Annotated in this window: 23 protein-coding genes and 4 tRNA genes; 11 read left to right on the plus strand and 16 right to left on the minus strand. The window is 41.7% G+C overall.

Annotated features, from left to right (window positions below):
- Window positions 1-50: 50 nt before the first annotated feature.
- The 9 genes from tuf to hemE all read right to left on the minus strand — a co-directional run bounded on the left by tuf (window position 51) and on the right by hemE (window position 5,922).
- Entirely contained in the window at window positions 51-1,235 is a 1,185-nt protein-coding gene (gene tuf, locus HII16_RS06510; RefSeq protein ID WP_169128582.1) for an elongation factor Tu, read from the minus strand.
- 226 nt (window positions 1,236-1,461) lie between these two features.
- Window positions 1,462-1,537 (minus strand) — tRNA-Thr (locus HII16_RS06515).
- Window positions 1,538-1,552: 15 nt separating this feature from the next.
- A tRNA-Gly gene (locus HII16_RS06520) sits at window positions 1,553-1,627 on the minus strand.
- 27 nt (window positions 1,628-1,654) lie between these two features.
- Window positions 1,655-1,739 (minus strand) — tRNA-Tyr (locus tag HII16_RS06525).
- A gap of 42 nt (window positions 1,740-1,781) precedes the next feature.
- Window positions 1,782-1,857: transfer RNA gene (locus tag HII16_RS06530), tRNA-Thr, on the minus strand.
- 155 nt (window positions 1,858-2,012) lie between these two features.
- Window positions 2,013-2,738, minus strand: coding sequence for a type III pantothenate kinase (locus tag HII16_RS06535; RefSeq protein ID WP_169128584.1), 726 nt, complete (start codon window positions 2,736-2,738; stop codon window positions 2,013-2,015).
- Window positions 2,739-2,742: 4 nt separating this feature from the next.
- Window positions 2,743-3,717 (minus strand): bifunctional biotin--[acetyl-CoA-carboxylase] ligase/biotin operon repressor BirA, encoded by a 975-nt coding sequence (gene birA, locus HII16_RS06540; protein ID WP_169128586.1) that lies wholly within the window; start codon window positions 3,715-3,717, stop codon window positions 2,743-2,745.
- A gap of 12 nt (window positions 3,718-3,729) precedes the next feature.
- The gene (murB, locus tag HII16_RS06545) at window positions 3,730-4,752 is read right to left on the minus strand and encodes a UDP-N-acetylmuramate dehydrogenase (RefSeq protein ID WP_211183436.1); all 1,023 of its coding nucleotides are present in this window, start codon (window positions 4,750-4,752) and stop codon (window positions 3,730-3,732) included.
- Window positions 4,753-4,854: 102 nt separating this feature from the next.
- Window positions 4,855-5,922, minus strand: coding sequence for a uroporphyrinogen decarboxylase (hemE, locus tag HII16_RS06550; RefSeq protein WP_169128588.1), 1,068 nt, complete (start codon window positions 5,920-5,922; stop codon window positions 4,855-4,857).
- Window positions 5,923-6,392: 470 nt separating this feature from the next.
- Between hemE and HII16_RS06555 the strand changes: the two genes are divergently transcribed.
- Together HII16_RS06555 and rsd are read left to right on the plus strand one after the other, a co-directional pair.
- Window positions 6,393-7,274 carry a S1/P1 nuclease gene (locus HII16_RS06555; protein ID WP_169128590.1) on the plus strand — a complete coding sequence of 294 codons (882 nt, stop codon included), beginning with the start codon at window positions 6,393-6,395 and terminating at the stop codon, window positions 7,272-7,274.
- Between the two features lie 165 nt (window positions 7,275-7,439).
- Entirely contained in the window at window positions 7,440-7,907 is a 468-nt protein-coding gene (rsd, locus tag HII16_RS06560; protein ID WP_169128592.1) for a sigma D regulator, read from the plus strand.
- A gap of 78 nt (window positions 7,908-7,985) precedes the next feature.
- Here rsd and fkpA read toward each other — a convergent pair whose 3' ends face one another.
- Window positions 7,986-8,738 (minus strand): FKBP-type peptidyl-prolyl cis-trans isomerase, encoded by a 753-nt coding sequence (gene fkpA / locus HII16_RS06565; protein WP_169128594.1) that lies wholly within the window; start codon window positions 8,736-8,738, stop codon window positions 7,986-7,988.
- Between the two features lie 243 nt (window positions 8,739-8,981).
- Here fkpA and HII16_RS06570 point away from each other — a divergent pair, with 243 nt between their 5' ends.
- Window positions 8,982-9,215 (plus strand): SlyX family protein, encoded by a 234-nt coding sequence (locus HII16_RS06570; protein WP_169128596.1) that lies wholly within the window; start codon window positions 8,982-8,984, stop codon window positions 9,213-9,215.
- A gap of 67 nt (window positions 9,216-9,282) precedes the next feature.
- Here the strand turns inward: HII16_RS06570 and HII16_RS06575 are convergent, their stop codons facing one another.
- Window positions 9,283-9,474 (minus strand): YheV family putative zinc ribbon protein, encoded by a 192-nt coding sequence (locus tag HII16_RS06575; protein ID WP_169128598.1) that lies wholly within the window; start codon window positions 9,472-9,474, stop codon window positions 9,283-9,285.
- 74 nt (window positions 9,475-9,548) lie between these two features.
- Between HII16_RS06575 and HII16_RS06580 the strand changes: the two genes are divergently transcribed.
- Window positions 9,549-11,456 (plus strand): ATP-binding cassette domain-containing protein, encoded by a 1,908-nt coding sequence (locus HII16_RS06580; RefSeq protein WP_169128600.1) that lies wholly within the window; start codon window positions 9,549-9,551, stop codon window positions 11,454-11,456.
- 112 nt (window positions 11,457-11,568) lie between these two features.
- Here HII16_RS06580 and HII16_RS06585 read toward each other — a convergent pair whose 3' ends face one another.
- The gene (locus HII16_RS06585; RefSeq protein WP_169128602.1) at window positions 11,569-12,144 is read right to left on the minus strand and encodes a PhnA domain-containing protein; all 576 of its coding nucleotides are present in this window, start codon (window positions 12,142-12,144) and stop codon (window positions 11,569-11,571) included.
- Window positions 12,145-12,284: 140 nt separating this feature from the next.
- On the opposite strand from HII16_RS06585, the gene HII16_RS06590 reads away from it, so the two are divergent.
- From HII16_RS06590 to HII16_RS06600, 3 genes are all read left to right on the plus strand, one after another.
- On the plus strand, window positions 12,285-12,740 hold the full coding sequence (locus HII16_RS06590; RefSeq protein WP_169128604.1) for an META domain-containing protein: 456 nt from the start codon (window positions 12,285-12,287) through the stop codon (window positions 12,738-12,740).
- Window positions 12,741-12,834: 94 nt separating this feature from the next.
- Entirely contained in the window at window positions 12,835-13,806 is a 972-nt protein-coding gene (locus HII16_RS06595; RefSeq protein ID WP_169128606.1) for a hydrolase, read from the plus strand.
- A gap of 29 nt (window positions 13,807-13,835) precedes the next feature.
- Window positions 13,836-14,075: a YheU family protein gene (locus HII16_RS06600; protein ID WP_135438273.1), complete on the plus strand. Its 240-nt coding sequence runs from the start codon at window positions 13,836-13,838 to the stop codon at window positions 14,073-14,075.
- A gap of 91 nt (window positions 14,076-14,166) precedes the next feature.
- Here the strand turns inward: HII16_RS06600 and HII16_RS06605 are convergent, their stop codons facing one another.
- Genes HII16_RS06605 through nudE form a run of 3 tightly spaced genes read right to left on the minus strand, consistent with a single transcriptional unit; the run spans window position 14,167 to window position 16,144 of the window.
- A complete protein-coding gene (locus tag HII16_RS06605) occupies window positions 14,167-14,748 on the minus strand; it encodes a YceI family protein (protein WP_169128608.1) in 582 nt (193 codons plus the stop codon).
- A gap of 11 nt (window positions 14,749-14,759) precedes the next feature.
- On the minus strand, window positions 14,760-15,584 hold the full coding sequence (gene cysQ, locus HII16_RS06610; protein ID WP_169128610.1) for a 3'(2'),5'-bisphosphate nucleotidase CysQ: 825 nt from the start codon (window positions 15,582-15,584) through the stop codon (window positions 14,760-14,762).
- A 2-nt stretch (window positions 15,585-15,586) separates the two neighbouring features.
- On the minus strand, window positions 15,587-16,144 hold the full coding sequence (gene nudE, locus HII16_RS06615; protein ID WP_169128612.1) for an ADP compounds hydrolase NudE: 558 nt from the start codon (window positions 16,142-16,144) through the stop codon (window positions 15,587-15,589).
- 153 nt (window positions 16,145-16,297) lie between these two features.
- Here nudE and yrfG point away from each other — a divergent pair, with 153 nt between their 5' ends.
- From yrfG to HII16_RS06630, 3 genes are all read left to right on the plus strand, one after another.
- On the plus strand, window positions 16,298-16,969 hold the full coding sequence (yrfG, locus tag HII16_RS06620; protein WP_169128627.1) for a GMP/IMP nucleotidase: 672 nt from the start codon (window positions 16,298-16,300) through the stop codon (window positions 16,967-16,969).
- Window positions 16,970-17,206: 237 nt separating this feature from the next.
- A complete protein-coding gene (locus HII16_RS06625) occupies window positions 17,207-17,650 on the plus strand; it encodes an SUKH-3 domain-containing protein (RefSeq protein ID WP_169128628.1) in 444 nt (147 codons plus the stop codon).
- 127 nt (window positions 17,651-17,777) lie between these two features.
- The gene (locus HII16_RS06630; protein ID WP_169128630.1) at window positions 17,778-18,005 is read left to right on the plus strand and encodes a hypothetical protein; all 228 of its coding nucleotides are present in this window, start codon (window positions 17,778-17,780) and stop codon (window positions 18,003-18,005) included.
- A gap of 483 nt (window positions 18,006-18,488) precedes the next feature.
- Here the strand turns inward: HII16_RS06630 and HII16_RS06635 are convergent, their stop codons facing one another.
- Window positions 18,489-19,367: a helix-turn-helix transcriptional regulator gene (locus HII16_RS06635; protein ID WP_169128632.1), complete on the minus strand. Its 879-nt coding sequence runs from the start codon at window positions 19,365-19,367 to the stop codon at window positions 18,489-18,491.
- Window positions 19,368-19,539: 172 nt separating this feature from the next.
- On the opposite strand from HII16_RS06635, the gene HII16_RS06640 reads away from it, so the two are divergent.
- Entirely contained in the window at window positions 19,540-20,421 is an 882-nt protein-coding gene (locus HII16_RS06640; RefSeq protein WP_169128634.1) for a hypothetical protein, read from the plus strand.
- The last annotated feature ends 7 nt before the right edge of the window (window positions 20,422-20,428 follow it).

The following is a 20,428-nucleotide window of genomic DNA, read 5'->3' on the forward strand; positions in this document are numbered from 1 at the left end:
ATGACCACCACGGATGGTGGAAACACAATTAATGCAGGAGCAATTAATTGTTAGTCGATGATTTTAGATACAACACCAGCACCTACTGTACGGCCACCTTCACGGATAGCGAAGCGTAAACCTTCGTCCATCGCGATTGGGTTGATAAGCTCAACAACAAACTTCAAGTTGTCGCCTGGCATTACCATTTCTACACCTTCTGGAAGCTCTACTGCACCAGTGATGTCTGTCGTACGGAAGTAAAACTGTGGACGGTAACCTTTAAAGAATGGCGTGTGACGACCACCTTCATCTTTGGTTAGTACGTATACTTCTGATTCGAACTTAGTGTGAGGAGTGATTGAACCTGGCTTAGCAAGTACTTGACCACGTTGAACTTCATCACGCTTAGTACCACGTAGAAGAACACCACAGTTCTCACCAGCACGACCTTCGTCTAGAAGCTTACGGAACATCTCTACACCAGTACAAGTTGTCGTCGTCGTTTCTTTAATACCAACGATTTCTACGTCTTCACCAACTTTGATGATACCGCGCTCAACACGACCAGTAACAACTGTACCACGACCTTGGATTGAGAATACATCTTCGATTGGAAGAATGAAGTCACCGTCAATCGCACGCTCTGGCTCTGGAATGTAAGTATCTAGTGCTTCTGCAAGTTCTAGTATTTTCGCTTCCCAATTAGCTTCGCCGTTCAATGCACCTAGTGCTGAACCTTGGATAACTGGTAGGTCATCACCTGGGAAGTCATATTCTGAAAGAAGTTCACGAACTTCCATCTCTACTAGCTCAAGTAGCTCTTCGTCATCAACCATGTCACATTTGTTCATGAATACGATGATGAAAGGTACACCAACCTGACGTGAAAGAAGGATGTGCTCACGTGTTTGTGGCATTGGACCATCTGTCGCTGCAACTACTAGAATCGCGCCGTCCATTTGTGCCGCACCTGTGATCATGTTTTTAACGTAATCGGCGTGACCAGGACAGTCTACGTGTGCGTAGTGACGAGTCTCTGTATCGTACTCAATGTGAGAAGTGTTGATTGTGATACCACGCTCACGCTCTTCTGGAGCGTTATCGATTTGAGCGAAATCACGTACTTCACCACCGTGAGTTTTAGTTAGAACTGCAGAGATTGCAGCCGTTAGAGTTGTCTTACCGTGGTCAACGTGGCCAATAGTACCAACGTTAACGTGCGGTTTCGAACGTTCAAATTTTTCTTTTGCCATTTTCAATTACCTTTATGTACAAAACAGTATTTTGCAGAGCGTGTGATATTTTTACACCATTTTTGCAGGTCGAAAATTCACGCCGATTTATATATTCAGGTCTGCACTGATCAGCAGATACAATGCAGCATGCTACACGATCTAAGAATCAACAGTTCCTAAAAATTCACGATGAAAATAAATGGTAGACGGAGAAGGAAGGTTCTTCATTAGGGATAATCAGGAGTGGTGCTAATGGGGAGATTCGAACTCCCGACCTCACCCTTACCAAGGGTGCGCTCTACCAACTGAGCTACATCAGCATCCTGATATCCAAATGGAGCGGGTGACGGGAATCGAACCCGTTTCTCTAGCTTGGAAGGCTAGGGTAATAGCCAGTATACGACACCCGCGCGTCTCACAGCTATTTCAGCGAAAATTGGTGGAGGGAGGTGGATTCGAACCACCGAAGGCGGAGCCGTCAGATTTACAGTCTGATCCCTTTGGCCACTCGGGAACCCCTCCAAAAAATTCTTTTTTTACCACAACTTAACGAAGTGGAATTAATGGTGCCGTCTGCCGGAGTCGAACTGGCGACCTACTGATTACAAGTCAGTTGCTCTACCAACTGAGCTAAGACGGCACTGCATTAAGTGGAGCGAATTCTAGAGTAATGTTTTGCGCCTTGCAACCGAAAATTAAAAAAAAATTCCACTTTTTTATCGATTGTCGTTTTTTCAGTCAAAATTGTTAGAAATTCATTGCCAATGATGGTTTTTATAATCAATTTTTAACATCTTAACTGCCATCTATAAAACGCGCGATTCCCTGAAACACAAGATTTTCAACGGTTTCACCATTAAATTTCCCTGCCTTTTTAAGGCTATCGCCATAACCACCGGTAAAAACCAAAATAACGTCATCCAATTGCTGCTGTTTGCATAAACTAATGGCCTGATTAACCAAGCCAATGTTAATCGCCCAAACGCCCATATTGACGTTATCTGGCGTGCTGCTACCAAATTCCAATTTCTCTATCGCGCTTACCTCACCAAATACTTTATCGGTGTTGCTAAATAAGCTATTCGCCATCAAGTCGATACCTGGTACGATCCAGCCACCTTGATGTTGTTTGTCTGCAGATAACACATCAATGGTGGTCGCCGTTCCAGAATCAATTACGATTAGATTACGATTCGGATAGAGTTGCTCTGCACCAATCACCGCAAGCCAGCGATCAATGCCCATGGTATGGTAATTTGCATAACTGTTTTTGATGGCAAATGACTCAGCTTGGGTCACAAGATGCTGACAGACGATGTTGTTGTCTTTGGCCCACTGACAAATACTGTCAGCAAAGGTATCGTTAGCCACGCTGGCCACTAATATTTGTTGTACATTTTCAAAGCGAGGCAATAACTGCAAAAATCGCTCATTGGAGGTGCGCTCAATTAAGCCCATCTCCCCTAAGTGCGACTGCATATATTTAACTTGGGTATTTCCCGTATCAATCAACAAATACATTATATTATCCGGCCCGTAAGCTGACTTCACCGCCATATACTGGCTGCAATTTACCATCAATTTCCAATAATAGTGCACCGCTTTGGTTAATGCCTTTGCAAATACCTCGCGTGGTTTTATCGCCGGCCAGCAACAACACATTTTTATTATAAAAGTAATCTTGTTTTTGCCAATCGTCTAACATCGGCGCTAAACCAAATTGATGGTGCTGCTTTAATCGTTTGCTGATTTGCGCGATCAATTGCGCGGTTAATAAATTACGGTCAATATTGTCGGTTAATTCACGACTTAGGTCAGTCCAAGATTGGTCGATTTCTGCGGCGCTGTTGTCTGGCATTTGTACATTCAAGCCAAGGCCAATAACACAATGACCGGGGCCAATGCTTTGCCCTTCTAACTCAACTAAAATACCAGCAAGCTTGGCGCCATCAACGTATATATCGTTCGGCCACTTCAATTGCACAGGTAAGCCATAAATACCTTTAAGTACATCGGCTACGGCAATACCAACAACAATGGAAATGCCCATCGCTGCCGCCATACCTTGTTCTAAATACCAATACATCGACATATATAGATGAGAGCCTAATGGTGACTGCCATTGTTTACCGCGACGACCGCGACCTGCCGATTGATATTCAGAGATACATACTTGGCCGTGAGTGACCTGATTCGGTAATCGACGCATCAAATACGAATTGGTTGAATCAATGATGGTGTGCACTTCGACGTTATTTTGTGCACCCAAAGTCTGAAGATGTTGGCTTATTTGCTGCTGCTCTAACAGTTGCATTGGGTGGGCAAGTTTGTAACCTTTGCCTTGTACCGAGAAGATATCTAACCCCATCTCGCCGAGCGCTTTAACATGTTTGGAAATCGCAGCTCGGGAAACCCCTAAATGCTCAGCCAGAAACTGCCCAGAAACAAATTGTCCTGATGCTAACTGCCTGATAAGTTCTTCGCGTACTACTTTTGCCAATGTGCTATCTCTCTATACAAATTGCTCTAAGGTCATCTCGCCTTGTTGGCCGATAAACCGAACTTCTGGCTGCAATTGAATCGCAAATTTGTTAACGACCATTTGCTGTACGTACTTGGCCAGCTCGATAATATCGCGACCTTTCGCGTTATCTTTGTTGATAAGCACTAACGCTTGCTTAACATGCACTGCCGCACCACCTATTTGATGCCCTTTTAACTGACATTGGTCGATTAACCAACCTGCGGCAATCTTTACCGAGCCATCGGCTTGTGGGTAAGCCGGTATATCTTTAAACTGAGCCTGTAATCTTTGGTATGTATTATTATCAACAACAGGGTTTTTGAAAAAGCTACCGGTATTTGGGGTTTGCGCAGGATCAGGAAGTTTACTCTGACGAATTCGCACTACAGCATCAAACACCTGGTGTGCCGTTGCTTCACTGCCAAGTTCTTTTAGACCAGCGTAAGCAATCTTCGCTTGCCAAGCTTTGCTTAATTTAAGACCGATGGCAGTGATAATGCCTTTGCCCTTTAATGCACCTTTAAAAATACTATTACGATAACCAAATTGGCATGCATCGACCGACATTCTGACCACTTCAGCTTTGTCAAAATCATACCAGTCAACGTAGTCACAGACATCGCTCAACTCGACACCATAAGCACCGATATTTTGAATCGGAGCCGCGCCACAGTTACCGGGAATAAGGGCTAAATTTTCCAGGCCATACATACCTTGCACTAAGCAATGCTCAACAAGCTGATGCCAATTTTCGCCACTACCTACATGCAAATGAAAATGCTCAGCGGTTGTGGTTACCTCAATGCCTTTTAATTCAGGGCATATTAGTGCGCCAGCATAATCCTCAACAAAAATAGTATTGCTGCCGCCGCCAAGAATATAAAACGACTCAGGTAAATTGGTTGCAAGCGCCTGAACATCTGCCAAAGATTGCAAATGAATAACGTTTTCACCAAAGCTCTCGATGGCAAAGGTAGACAGAGTTTTCAATGATTGAGTCAAAGTTTGCATGGTACGGAGATTATTTTATTAATAGCAGGTATTAAACCGCATTTATGGGCAACAAACAATAAAGGGGCATCTGCCCCTTTATTGTTTGTCGTTGTACGCTGCTTATCGATGATATTGTTTACTGTACTTGTGCACGGCATCGATAAAGTAACCTGCATGTTCTGGGTTCACATCTGGGTGAATACCATGACCTAGGTTAAATACGTGACCTGTGCCCTTGTGACCAAAGCCATTAAGAATGCGTTGTACTTCATCTTCAATACGCTCTTTTGGTGCATATAACATTGATGGGTCCATATTACCTTGTAAGGCAACTTTATCACCAACACGAGCAACCGCATCTTCAATATTAATGGTCCAATCAAGACCAACCGCATCACAACCTGTTGCAGCGATTGATTCTAACCACATACCACCGTTCTTAGTGAATAAGGTTACTGGCACTTTACGGCCTTCGTTCTCACGATTTAGACCATCAACGATTTTCGCCATGTATTGCAAAGAAAACTCTTTGTACATGCCTGGGCTAAGTACCCCACCCCAGGTATCAAATACCATGATCGATTGTGCACCAGCCGCAATTTGCGCATTCAAGTATGAAATTACTGAATCAGCCAACTTGTCTAATAACAAGTGCAAAGTTTGCGGCTCAGCAAACATCATTTTTTTGATTTTGGTAAAGGCTTTAGAGCTGCCGCCTTCAACCATATAAGTTGCTAATGTCCATGGGCTACCAGAAAAACCAATTAGTGGTACTTTGCCATCAAGTTCTTTACGAATTGAACGAACCGCATTCATAACGTATTGCAATTCACCTTCTGGATCTGGGTGACCGATTTTTTGTACATCGGCGGCACAACTAATTGGGCGTTCAAATTTTGGACCTTCACCGGTTTCAAAATATAAACCTAACCCCATGGCATCCGGAATGGTTAGAATGTCACTGAATAAAATAGCGGCATCCAAATCAAAACGACGTAAAGGCTGAATGGTCACTTCAGTTGCTAATTCGGTATTGCGACACAGTGACATAAAGTCACCGGCGTCTTTACGGGTTTCTTTATACTCAGGTAAATAGCGTCCAGCTTGGCGCATCATCCATACAGGAGTGTAATCAACCGGCTCACCTAATAGAGCACGAAGGTAGGTATCATTTTTTAATTCGGTCATCGTTTTTTGTAGCCCTGGAAAAAATTGCCGACATTCTACCCAAAACGCACCACAGATACTATGTTTTAAGGCAAACAAAACTCAAATTACTGACAAAAAACTGCATAACATTCCGACAATTGTGATAAAAAGTGAAATAAATTTGTAAAAAAATGTTGCGTAAGCGCCGATGCTTTGTTATAAAATTTACCAAGCTTAAGAATAACTAATAAGAAGCTAGTTTAACTAGACCATACAGCGAGCATTTCAGGCCTTAACTTTGTTAAGGCCTTTTTATTTTGTGCGGTCCCTGCACAAACCCTTCGGGTAGTTTCGCTAAAGAAAATTTGCTCCTGACAAATTTTTATTTTGTGCTCTCTGTTATCAACAAACACAATCCATTCGGGTAACTTCTCCATCATCATATACATACTTAACGCCATAGAAGCAGCTTCGACTTTGCTATTTTCAATGGCTATGTAACACTTTGAATGGTTAATATTGTTTTGAGTTCATCATATATGCGTCAGCTGTTTGCGTTGCTACTGATTAGTCTATCGTTCAACACCTTAGCTTTAGGTAAAGACGGCCATGTATTGGTATGCGAATCGACTTGGCAGCAGCTTGCTCAAGACGACAGACAAAAAATACGCGCGATCCTAAAGACTGTCCCCAGTAAAGAAAAACAACGCATAAATCGCTACCTCAATTTACCAAGCCAACAAGCTCTTACTTTTGCCAATGGCTGTAATTGGCCAGATGCGATAAAGCGTGACAAGCTTTATGACCAATACAAACCATGGCATTACATTAACGTAAAACGCAATCATACCCGTGTTAGCAAAGATAGCTGCTCGGCCAACAAGCCTTGTATTACCTATGCCATACATACCCACTTGCAACACTTAAAAGCAGCGTTTAATGAGCAACAATTATGGCAAGCATTATTCTTTCTCGGTCATTGGTTAGGTGATATTCACCAACCACTGCATGTTAGTTTTTCCTCTGATAGAGGTGGCAACCAAGTAAAAACATCAAGTTTCTACCGCCATTGCGATAACCTGCATGCGGTGTGGGACTACTGTTTACTCGATGGCAAAAGCAATAAAAAATGGCTGCAGATCATGCAGCAAAAAATGCCCGACTATAGCACCGAACAGGCCATTGATATTACGCGCTGGGCGAATGAATCGTTGCAAATCAGCCGCTTGCCAACTACTGGCTACTGCCAATTAAAAGGCGAATTATGTCAATCACTTAGCCATCCAACGGTGATTGATCCACTCTATGTAAAGACCAATCAACAGATTCTGCTGCAGCAAATGAGTAAGGCTGCACAACGATTAAAAATAATCCTCAAAAAATACTTGTAATTACTGTCCTAGGACTATACTTAATTTAATCGATTGCTGCTTCCCAACAGACAAAATCGAATTCTAAATAACTTATAATCAAGCATAAAAAAGTGTTGCATTTGTGTTAGAAATTCAGTCTTATATAGATTATCTCACAAGCATCACACTAATGATGGAGGGAACATGCTTACACGTTTAGAACAAGCACAGCAACAATGGGGCGGTTCACATACCGCGATTGATAATTGGCTGGCTGAACGACAGGCTGTTTTAGTGGGATATTGCCAACTGGCAAGCTTACCGCCTTATGATCAAGCTGACCGAGCTTTACCAACAAAAACCGAACTTCAATCGTTTTGCCAATTGCTAATGGATTACATATCCGCAGGCCACTTTGAGGTGTTCGACCAACTCGTTGCCCAATGCAAGAAAAATGGTCCTGATTCTGTTGCCCTCGCCGCCCGCATCTACCCTGAAATCTCTAAATCAACGGATGTCGCTCTGAACTTCAATGACAAATACGCTGAAGTGGCAGAAGACGACACCTTAGAAGGGTTCGATATTAATTTATCTGCCTTAGGGCAATTATTGGAAGAGCGTTTCGAGATGGAAGATATCCTTATTGAAGAGCTATTTACCAAGCATAGGTAGACCGCTTTTTAACCGTCTTATACAAAAAAAACGCCGGACATTGTCCGGCGTTTTTCATACTAGCTATCAGACCAAGAATTAAGACGCAGTCTCTGCATCTGTTGCTGGCTTGACGATTTCAATAAGCTCTACTTCGAAAACCAAAGTTGCATTGCCCGGAATTGGACCTGTACCTTGTTCACCGTAAGCAAGCTCTGATGGGATAACAAATTTGTAATGAGAACCTGGGCTCATTAATTGTACGCCTTCAGTCCAACCTTTGATTACACGGTTAAGTGGGAACTCAATTGGTTGGTTACGCTTGTATGAGCTATCAAATTCAGTACCGTCGATTAAAGTACCTTTATAGTGAACTTTAACGGTATCAGTAGCAGCAGGCTTGTCACCTTCGCCTTCTTTAATAACTTGGTATTGAAGACCAGACTCGGTTACTACAACACCTTCAAGTTTTGCATTTTCAGTCAAAAAAGTTTGACCGTCTGCAAGTGCTTTCTCACGATCAGCGTTTGCTAATGCATCACGCTTTTCACGAACACGTTGGTCAAGAGCCATCAGCATTTCTTGCATTTTTTGCTCGTCAAACTGGCCTTCACCGTTAAGGGTTTCTTGGAAACCAGCTAAAATCAATTCTTTGTCTAAGTTGATTTCAAGCTTTTCATTTTCAGTTAGGTTGTTGCTCATGTAGTTACCGATAGAAGCACCTAAAGCATACGCTTGCTTTTGATCATCAGTTTCAAGAGTAGCGGCTTTCTTCTCAGTTTGAGGTTCGTTACAACCAATAAGAGCCAATACGGCTACGGCAACCATGGTTGGCTTTGTAATAAATTTCATCTCTTTCTCCAAAACATCGTATGTAAGAAAGCACCTCATATACAATGTTTAATTTTTAATTTCACCCAATACTAGCTATAAAAACTCGTAATGCATAGGCTTTATTTGTTGTTTTATTCAACAAAAGTGTTGATAAATGCAGATATGGGGTCAAAAAGCGCTTTTTAAACCCTAGTACTAATAAAAGGTTTACTTCATGCGCGCTTTGGCGATAATGAGCAAAATTTATTACAGGTTAGTCCAATGACTGAGAACACTTTACTCATTGAGCAATTACAAGACCGCATTGACAACCTAGAAGCCAAAATTGCTTTTCAGGACGATGTGATCGAACAGCTCAACATCGAAATCACCGCGCATCAAGAAAGCATCAGCCATTTAAAAGATCAGCTGAACTTGGTTGTCGACAAGGTAAAAAGCATGAACGCTTCGCAAATTGCGAACCCAGAAGATGAAGCGCCGCCTCCACATTACTAAGCAGCAGTGGGCTATAACGCTGAAAGAGTTAATGGCCTTCGTGAGATCTTAAGCAGACTCTGAAGAGTTAAGGCTTGAATACGCCAATTACGGTTTCGTCACCACGTACTTCAGGCGCTACCTTCTCGTCCGGTTGGGTCATTAACATGCCACAGGAAACACAGGTTACTTTTTCAACGCCGTCTTCTTTATATAAGGCTAAGGTATCCATAGCATTGCATTCTGGACATTTGGCACCGGCGATAAATCGTTTTTTCATAATAAAAACAGCTAAAATTGCTCAATTAGGGCGTTATTTTATCGCGTTTCCCTACAGAGAAAAAGGAAAGAAGTTTGATTAAAGCATCGCAAATCACTTTAGATAGGGGCTTAAAGACCCTTATTGAAGACTCTAGCTTCACCATTTACCCTGGTCATAAAGTTGGTTTGGTTGGTAAAAATGGTTGTGGCAAGTCGTCTCTTTTTGCAGCGCTGTTAGGGCAATTACAAATCGATAAAGGCAATTTAGATATGCCGCGCAACTGGGATATCGCCACTGTAAAACAAGAAACCCCTGCACTAACTAAAAGCGCACTTGAATACGTTAAAGACGGCGACCGTCAGTTCCGCCAATTAGAACAGCAACTGCAAGTTGCTCGAGATAACAACAATGGTAATGAAGAAGCCAACATTCTCGATCAAATTGATGCCATCAACGGCTACTCATTGCCAGCCAGGGCCGGTGAACTACTGCATGGTTTGGGCTTTAGTCAACAGCAACTGAGCTTAAGCGTTGGTAGCTTCTCTGGTGGTTGGCGTATGCGCTTAAACCTCGCACAAGCATTAATCAGTCGTGCTGATTTGATGCTGCTCGATGAGCCAACCAACCATTTAGACTTAGACGCGGTGTTATGGCTACAACGTTGGTTAAAACGATACACCGGCACCTTAGTGTTGATTTCCCACGATAGAGATTTTCTCGATGACGTAATCGATGAAATTTTGCATATTGAACAAGGAAAGGCCAAGCTCTACAGTGGCAATTATTCCTCGTTTGAGCGTCAACGCGCCGAGCATTTAGCGCAACAAGAAGCAATGTTTCAAAAGCAACAAAAAGAGGTCAAACACCTGACCTCATTTGTTGATCGATTTCGCGCTAAAGCGTCGAAAGCAAAACAGGCTCAAAGCCGCTTAAAACGACTTGAAAAACTACCTGACTTGATGCCGGCGCATGTAGATAGTCAATTCAGTTTTGAATTCAGCAATCCAGAGCATATGCCCTACCCATTACTGTCTGTGCAAGCGAGTGACTGTGGCTATGGTGAAGGCGCGAAAATCCTTAGCCAAGTGAACATGGATTTGGTACCTGGCAGTCGCATTGGTTTATTGGGTCGCAACGGCGCTGGTAAATCTACGCTGATAAAGTCTTTGGCAGGCGAATTGGCGCTTATGTCGGGTGAGCGGTTTAGCGCTCAAGAACTTAATATTGGGTATTTCTCTCAGCACCAACTTGAACAGTTGCGTATGGATGATACCGCTGTGAATCAGGTGCTATTAGCGCACCCGGAATTTACCGAGCTGCAAGGCCGTAATCACCTTGGTCGCTTTGGCTTTAGTGGTGATCAAGCCTTGAATGTCATCAATACAATGTCAGGTGGTGAAAAAGCTCGCTTGGTGTTAGCGCTTATCGTGCTGCAAAAGCCGCAATTGTTGTTACTCGATGAACCGACTAACCATCTCGATTTAGAAATGCGCCAAGCATTGGTTATGGCATTGCAAAACTTTGAAGGTGCAATCATCCTTATTGCCCATGACCGTTATTTGCTAGAGTCTTGTGTAGACGAGTTTTATCTTGTCGGCCAAGGTCACGTCACAGAATTTAAAGGCGATATCGATGACTATCAAAAGTGGCTAGACGACGATAAAAAAGCCGCGAGTAAAGCCGCAAATACCAACGACTCGCAAAGTAGCGAAAAAGTCGATAAAAAAGAGCAACGCCGTGCGCAAGCAGAGCTTCGCAAAAAAGCCGCGCCATTAAAAAAACAGGCTGATAAGCTCGAGCAGCAAATTGAAAAATGGCAAGCGACACTCGATGGAGTCGAACAACAAATGGCCGACCCTGCAACTTATGAAGAGCAAAATAAAGCCAAGTTAAATGAATTGCTATCAGCGCAATCTGATCTCAAACCTAAGTTGGAAGACGCTGAAGAGCAGTGGATGATGTTGCTAGAACAAATAGAAGAGATTATGGCGGCAGAATAACCCGACGAGAGATCTCTGACTTCTATAAAAAGGGCATTACGTTAATAAAGTAGCGCCCTTTTCAATTCATCTGAAAAGGGCAATTAAACATATAACACCGAATGGTTTGGTATTACATCTTCTTAGTGTAAGCTGCAATAATGACGATGCGGGTACCATTTACACGACCTTCAATATGTAATGGGTTGGAGCTAAGTGAGATGCCACGAACGGCCGTACCGCGCTTGGCGGTGAAGTTTGCGCCTTTAACGACCAAATCTTTTACTAGCACAACATTATCACCAGCTTGCAAGTGAGCACCATTGACATCAAGGGTTGGATCTTCGGCCTCCGGCGCATCGCCAGCAGCAGAGTCTGCCCACTGTTTGACGTCGTCATCCATATATATCATATCGAGTAGGTCTTGTGCCCAACCTTCAGAGTCAAGGCGCTTTAACATACGATATGCCATGACTTGCACTGCCGGTACTTGCGACCACATACTGTCGTTAAGGCAGCGCCAGTGATTGGTGTCATAATCGCTGTCGGTTTGGTTTATCTGCGCGCTACAATGCGCACATAATAAAACGCTCTTATCTGAGTTTGGCTCGGCGACCGGCGGAACTTCATAGACAGTTAAGTTGTCTGTAGCACTACATAGTTCACATTTGTTTTCACTGCGGTCACGCAACGTTTGTTCGATTGACATGGTTTATTCTCAATAGATAAGCAAATTAACATCGATTATATCAGAGCGTTGTTCGCTTCGCTCGAATTGCACCTTAATTAGCTCGGCATTTATGGTGCAAAACATCTATCCTTAAAACACAGTTCTTATGGAGTGCAATAATGAAAAAAATACTCACTATCATCTTTCCTGCGATATTTATCGGTCTTGCTGGCTGCCAGTCTGCGCCACAAGCAGAGACCCCAGATGTCACCGTTGATCTGCTTGGTCAGCCATGGAACCTGACCATGCTCGCAGGTAAAAAGGTCGCCTTAGGTGAGAATCAAAAGGCCATTTTTATTCAATTTTCACAAGACCCGCAAAACTTTACTGGCTTTGCCGGTTGCAATAACTACTCTGGTCGTTTTGAAATGACCGAAACCACCTTAGAGTTAGGCCCAGCGATGGCGACCCGCAAAATGTGTCAAGCAGGCATGCAACAAGAACAAGGTCTGTTTAAAGCCTTTAGTGAAACCGATTTATATCAAATCGACGCCAACACGCTCACCCTAATGGATGACGCCAATCAACCATTAGCAACATTTATCGCCGTTACAAAAAAAAGCAGTAAAAAATAGGCCTTGGTTAAAATTTGTCAAAGGGAATGTTTAAGCAACACAAATAGCGCTATAATCGCCGTGATTTAATAAATAATTAGCGCACTAACTTGCAATGATAATAAACAGTAACTTCCGACCAGCGTGGTGGATTAGCAACTGCCATTTACAAACAATGGCGGGTAAGCTTCTTCGTAAAAACCTACAACTCGACATCATTACTGAGACCGTTGAAATACCGGATGGTGATTTTGTTGATCTTGCTTGGACCGAAGACCCTGCTGTCGCACCAGACAAACCTATCGTCTTTGTTTTACATGGCTTAGAAGGTTCGATTGATAGCCATTACGCCAAGGGCATGATGATGGCCATCAAACAGCGTGGTTGGATTGGCCTATTAATGCACTTTAGAGGCTGCTCAGGCAAGCCCAATCGCCACGGCCCGAGTTACCACAGTGGTGATACCTTTGATATTCATTATTGTGTCGAACACCTCAAGCAACAGTTTGCTAATCGTAAGCTTGCCATATTGGGTTTTTCGCTCGGCGGTAATGTATTGGCGAACTACCTAGTGGAAGATAAAAACCACCCATTTGCTGCAGCAGCAATCATTTGTGCACCTTTGCATTTAAGCAGCTGTAGTCAGCGCATCTCCCAAGGTTTTTCGCGTATTTATCAAAAATACCTAGTTGATATGCTAAAAGACAGCACTCAGCAAAAGATGGAGTTGGGTTTAATTGACCATATAGAAAAGAGTGAACTTAGCACTATTCGGGAGCTGTGGCAGTTTGACGATAAGATCACCGCACCTATCAATGGCTTTGATAATGCAAGCGACTATTATGAAAAAGTCAGTGGTATCTATCAGCTAGAGCACATCACCACATCGACGCTGGTCCTACATGCGCTGGATGACCCGTTTTTATGCCATAAATTTATCGAGCAACTGCCCAACAATGATAAGCTGACCTATGAACTGAGCCAGCACGGCGGACATGTTGGCTTTATCGGCGGTAGCAATCCATTCAAACCTGAATACTTTATTGAACAACGGGTGTTGGATTATTTTTCTGAGGCTTGGCGCTAACCAGTACCGTTATCGACAACAGGCTTATTATGATCATTCCATTACAACAACTTAACAGTGATGTGCTCGACAACATTATCGAATCATTCGTTTTGCGCGAGGGAACCGATTATGGCTTTGAAGAGATCTCGCTAGACGATAAAAAACAGCAAGTAAAAGACAAACTGTTGTGTGGAGAATGGGTCATCGTTTATTCAGAATTGCACGAAACCGTCAACATCATGGAACGACACTTATTCGAACAAGGTGAGCAACCGTCTAGCGACTAAGTTTGATATTTGCTGGGTCGCACCCTAGTTATTAATTTACAAACAAAAAAGCCAGGCTCTGCGAGACTGGCTTTTTTAGCGTAGTTAATACTTACTTACGAGTAAAGGTTAGTACAAAAGATACCGGCACGGCCTTTGAAATACTTGGCAGACCCGCAACCTCTGTCAATTTAGCGATTCCTTCATCAAAACCAAAATCACTGGCATTGATAATTACTGGGTGGATACTTGAGATAAGAATGTTGTCTTTATCGTAGCTGATAATGGTTGTTGCAACATGAAAGCTTTTGGTAACGCCATGCATCTCGATGCTACCTTGGATGGTTTTAGGGTATGGCTTACCCTGCTCCATTTCCATCATGAACATACGGCCAACATCAACGTTAATGATGGCTTTACCAAACCGTTCGGTTTCAAACAGCATTTCTTTCATGCGCGTATCACGCACTTCGATACCGGTATTAACGCTTGCCAAGTCAATCACAACCTCACCTCGACCATGCTCAATCAGTCGGCCTTTAAGGTTAGCAAAACGATGCAACTCAGCAATATCCTGTTTTTTAATGCTTACGAAGTTGATACTCGATTGGTTATTATTCAGTAACCATTCTGCCGTCGCATTAAAGCTACAACAGGTTAATATCACACTCAATAGGGTTAAAACGCGTTTCATAATTAAATCCTCTAATAATCTCGGCTGCATCGATGTGGAATAATCACTTTTTGCCAATCAATTTTAGTATTTCCCAAACCGATAAAATCTGGGTTCATCAAACTTTCACGACGGTTGTAACTTAATTCATTCATCTCGCTATCGACAATATTACCACCCGCTTCTTGCAGGATAATTTGGCTGGCGCCAGTATCCCATTCGCCAGTTGGGCCAATACGCAAATAGCAATCCGTTGAGCCTTCAGCAATTTGACAACTTTTTAGTGAACAACTGCCTAGCGGGATATGTTGATAGCTATAGTCTTTACTTAAATATTGCTCTATTACCGCCACGTTTTGTCGACGAGAAACACCAACGTTAAGCGCTCTTGAACCATCATAATCAGCAACCTGAATGGCGTTTACGTGTTTACCATCGTCTTTAAACGCGCCATCCCCTTTACTCGCGTAATAGGTAACGCCATGTGCTGGTGCATGTATTACGCCGATGGTTGGCCAGTTATTTTCGACTAAGGCAATGTTAACCGCAAAGTCGCCACTGCCAGCGATAAACTCGCCAGTACCGTCGATAGGATCGAGTAACCAGTAACGAGGCCAATTACGTCGTTGTTGAAACTCTATATTGGTACTTTCTTCGGAGATAATTGGAATGTCAGGGGTAAGGCGAGTTAATTCATCGACCAACAGTTTATTTGCCGCTAAATCGGCACTGGTTACCGGTGAATCGTCCGCTTTATGATATTCTTCGAAATTACCCTGTTGGTAAAATCGCATAACGTCTTCACCAGCGAGTTTGGCGAGCTTGATAGCAATTTCTAACAACATCGATTGCTTCATTATTAGCCTTTTATTCTATCTAAAAGTAGCATCAACGCAGTGATACTGCGTGCTTCGGTGAAATCTGGTTGTGCCAGTAATTGTTGATAATCTTTTAGTTTCCAATGCACCACTTGCAATGGCTCAGGTTCATCACCTTGTAAACGACTTTCGTACAATCCTCGGGCGACAAATAGCTCCATAGTGGCATTAAAAAACGCCGGCGCTAGGCTTACCTTATGAATATAGTCGATTTCGGTCGCCGCAAAGCCTATTTCTTCTTGCAACTCACGATTTGCCGCTTCACTGGCTTGCTCACCTGGGTCAATCAGGCCTTTAGGAAAGCCCAGTTGATATGAGTGGGTTCCTGCGCAATATTCGCGTATCAAAATAATCGTTTCATCATCGAGCATAGGCACAATCAGTACCGCTCCTCGACCAGCGCCTTTAATTTTTTCGTAAGTGCGTAATTCACCGTTACTGAACTTGAGGTCAATCGCCTCGACCGTCACCAAGCGGCTTTTAGCTACATCCTGACTTTTCAGGATTTCAGGCAAAACCAGTTTTGTATCGTTATCCATGGAACTTCAACGTATCAGTGCATTTGAGGAATGAGGTCAAACAACATACTTGCCTGAATAATATAACCAAGTTAATGTCTAATTAAGCATAGCAAATCGTTGCCAATTTCTTAATAATATACTTAATTGGTTAACGTATTGATAGGATTAATAATGCTGGACTGGGCAAATATCAACACCGTTCTACTGGATATGGATGGAACCATTCTTGATTTGCATTTTGATAACTATTTTTGGCAACAACATTTGCCCAAAAGGTATGCACAATCACAAGGAATTAGCGTCAGTGCCGCACAAGATTTTCTGGCGCAAAAATATTGTGATGTAGAAGGCACCATTTCTTGGTACTGCCTCGATTACTGGGCTGAGCAAATTAATATGCCGATCACCGACATAAAACGGGAGGTTGACCATTTAATACGCCTTCGAGATGATGCTCATGACTTTATGCAAGCGCTGAGAAAATCGGGGCGACGCGTTATATTAGTCACCAATGCACATCCAGGTAGCTTGAGTCTGAAAGTCGAAAAAACCGCCCTTGATAAATACTTTGATAGGTTAATCTCATGTCACCAATATGGTGTCAGTAAAGAATCGCAAAGTTTATGGCAACAGTTGCAACAAGACGTCGGCTTTGACAAGCAACACACCCTTTTTGTCGACGATAGCACACCAATTCTTGATGCTGCAAAAACCTTTGGCATAGGTCATTTATTAGCTGTCGCTAACCCGGATAGTAAGCAAGCGAGTAGGCAAATCGATGATTACCCATTTATCACCGACTACCGAGTATTGCTCGACGATATATTGCAGTCCCACGCTTAATTTTAAGCAATAAAAAAGCCACTACACAGCAAGCTATTTACCTTTCGTGGACCTGAGCAAAAGCGTCAAATCTTTTTGGATTTGGCGCTTTTTTATTAATAACTCTTTACAAGGTGCTTTCAATCCTTAGGATGAATACAGGTGAGCGGAAAACTTCCGCTTTGAGCGAGCAGCGGACGCACACAAGCAAGAAAATTTAAAACAGGTTTACCATTTTCAAAAACGTCGTTGAATCCCATGAATACAGAAGAATATATAACTAAATTATTTGTCGATGCTGGGTGGTATAAGGGACGACAAATTAAAAGTACAAGCCAAACCTTAGACTCACCGAATAAAGCTCATGAAAATGCACTTGCAGTGCTAACTGAGTTCGGCGGCTTAAATGTTGGGGAAGTTGGTGCCGGACGAGAAATTTCTGCAAGCGACGTATCGTTCAAAAGCGATGCAGTTAACTTTGGAGGGATGATAGGTAACTGTTGGCAAGATATAGATGTATCTCTCTTCGCCTTTGCATCGGCACATCACGACCATATGATACTGCTAGTAGACGATAATAATTGCTTTTACATATTTACTGATCCGGATGAGCAACTCTACAAAATTGGAAATTTCGAAGAAACAATGAGAAGAGTATTGTTAGGTATCGATTATGGTATTGCTCTAGAAAAGAACAGATAACCAAATGCTATTCTATTACTTTTGAATGGTTAGCTATTGGTGCAAAGTTGACGTTTAATCATTGAAAAAGTTAATGTCTCTTAAAAGCGATAAACGGCAATGTGTTTTAACAAAATAAAGGATTATTATGAAAAAATTGATCGCTTTTTTAGTCACTGTAATTTTCTCCTCGAATATATTTGCATGCTCTTGTGGTGGTAGCGCGACTTTAGAATCTAGCTATGAGCATTATCCGTTTGTAGCGGTTGTTGAGTTACAATCATTGCAGCTAGAAACAGAGGAAAGAGAGTCTTTGAACCTTAAAACAGATAGGTGGAACACCAGCGTCGAAAAGTATGTAGTAGGTCAAAACTAGTTGACCACTACAAGATGAGGTTTTGGAAATTGATGAAGGTTCTATTGACGATGGTGTAGCTATAGAAGCACCTACTATTAGTGCTAAAAAGGCGCTCGTAAAAATAATCTTGGACATGTATATAACTCTTAGAACTATCAATCATCCCTAATCCATTGGTTTATATTTAAAATAGAATAGTAGGCAGGTTCTGATAAATCAAAGTTCTAAGCTGGTGTTTTACTTGCTAATTTTTATAGGATTTCTACTGTAACAGTAAACCAACTTGGCATTTATGAGGTTTAGCTTGGATAAGTAAATTAGAAGTAACTAAACACCTTGTGATTGGTCATTTTGATAACACGTCTAACACCTTGATGCTCAGCATTGCTGGCTAGCGCATTTGGCGTGAAGGGTTTTTATCACTTGCTATGAGTTAAAGGACATTACTGTACTTCGCTTTTTTCTGTTAAAAGTTCTTTGTAGTATTATAAACGCAAATAATTACCTTTTATAATTTTTTCGATATGACGAAGGTGTCGTACTGAAATATTTTTTAAATGCCCTACTAAAATGGCTTACATGTTTATACCCTAACTGCTGCGAAATATTTTCTACTGAAAATTCGTCATTTTTCATAAGCACTGCGGCGTTGAGCATCTTAATTTCTTGAATTATTTCTATATAGGAGGAGTTAGCTTTTGATAACTCTCTTTGTAGAGTTCTTGTTGAGCACTCTTCCATTTCTGCAATGATATTGACTGGCGGAAGTTGCGATACATCATAATTTAATAAAATTAACCTTAAACGCTCAAGGGGAGCACAACTTCTATAATTAAGTAATTGACTGTCTTCTGTATCTTCAACTTCATTTTCGTTGAAATTATGCTTTTTTTGTAAATTAGGAAGTTCCAACATCCTTTTAGGGATTAAAAATGATAAATAGGCTTGGCAGTCGCGAATCTCTTTCATTGGAATATAATGAGAAGCCTTACTTCTAATCTTTGCACAAAATAAATCTATTTTTTCACCGGTAATTATGCTTATAAATTGTTTAAAAAAGCCAAGTAAAAACAACTCCAGTTCAAGGTAGCCTTTGTTAAGTTTATTTACTCCACCTTTGTGACAAAATTCAATTGTATCCTTGTGTTCTGTTATAAAAAAATTAGCATGAGAGGACCCCTTAGGAGATTGATTCACGAATTCTTTTATTACCTCCCCTAAATTGCTTTTTTCAGCGGCACGGAGGCTTATTTTAGCTAATCCATCTAGGGAGCTATTATTTCCAACCACCCAGCCAAATCCTCTTAGCCCTTCTTTACAGCCGATGTCTTCAAACATTCTATAAATTAATGGCGTCGAAACAATCACATTTTTATTCATTATTATAAATTTGTTAGGCAAATAATTTTGACTTAAGTATAAATCGACATTTACCCCTTTAGAGTCAAAATAATTAATAAAAGCTCTTAACAAGAGCGACGATGTCGTTGCGAATTTCATATAGGTGAAAAGTAGTGGCGCATAATGGTAAATTATAGGTATCGTATCGATTATGCTCAACTACAATTTACAGAAAAACAATAACTTAAATTTAAAAGGGATTATTCTTGAAAATTACTATAAAAAAGCGCTCTGTGTTTTACCTATTTTTATAATCGCGCATTCGCCTATCGCTTTGGCAGACAAAAATGCTTCCGCTGATGAGGCTGCTAAAGAGCTTGCCAATCCGAATACCGCGTTTGCTAGTTTAGCGTTCAAAAACCAATATAAATCTTTTGAAGATGATACTGAATTAACGCAGACGCTTTTCCAACCAGTGTTGCCTTTCATTTTATCTGGCGGTGATAAAATAATTTTTCGTCCAGCTTTACCTATTATTTATGATAGCCGAGGTGAAGAGTCAGGCTTAGGCGACCTTAGTTATGATTTGGTATATGCTTTTGGTGATGTAACCCCAGGAACATTGTTAGCTGTAGGTATAGTAGGAACACTGCCTTCAGGTGATAGTGAAGTAGGAGGAGGGGAAATAACAGGCTTTGGCCCCAGCATTTTTTATGGAAAATTAGATAAAACAGGCTTGTTAGGCGCATATACATCTCATATTCAAAGCACCGACGAAGGAGATTTAGGGGAAGCAGGAAAACTAAGCGTTACTTCTTCTCAATTGATGTGGGTCAATTTTGCTTCTGGGGGTTGGACTTGGGGAAGTACCCCTAAAGTTGAATATAACCATGAGGCTGATGAACAAGAATGGACAATTCCACTAAATATTAATATTAGTAAAACGACAATATTAAATTCCCGACCATGGAAATTTGGTTTTGAATTCGATTACTACATTGAAAAAGATGAAGACTTTGGCCCTGAATTTATGGTGACCTTTTCGATAACCCCTGTTGTCGAAAATGTTCTAAATACTTGGCTGAACAACTAATTACTAC

Origin of the sequence: Thalassotalea sp. Y01 (assembly GCF_012932945.1) — a bacterium.
GTDB lineage: Bacteria > Pseudomonadota > Gammaproteobacteria > Enterobacterales > Alteromonadaceae > Thalassotalea_A.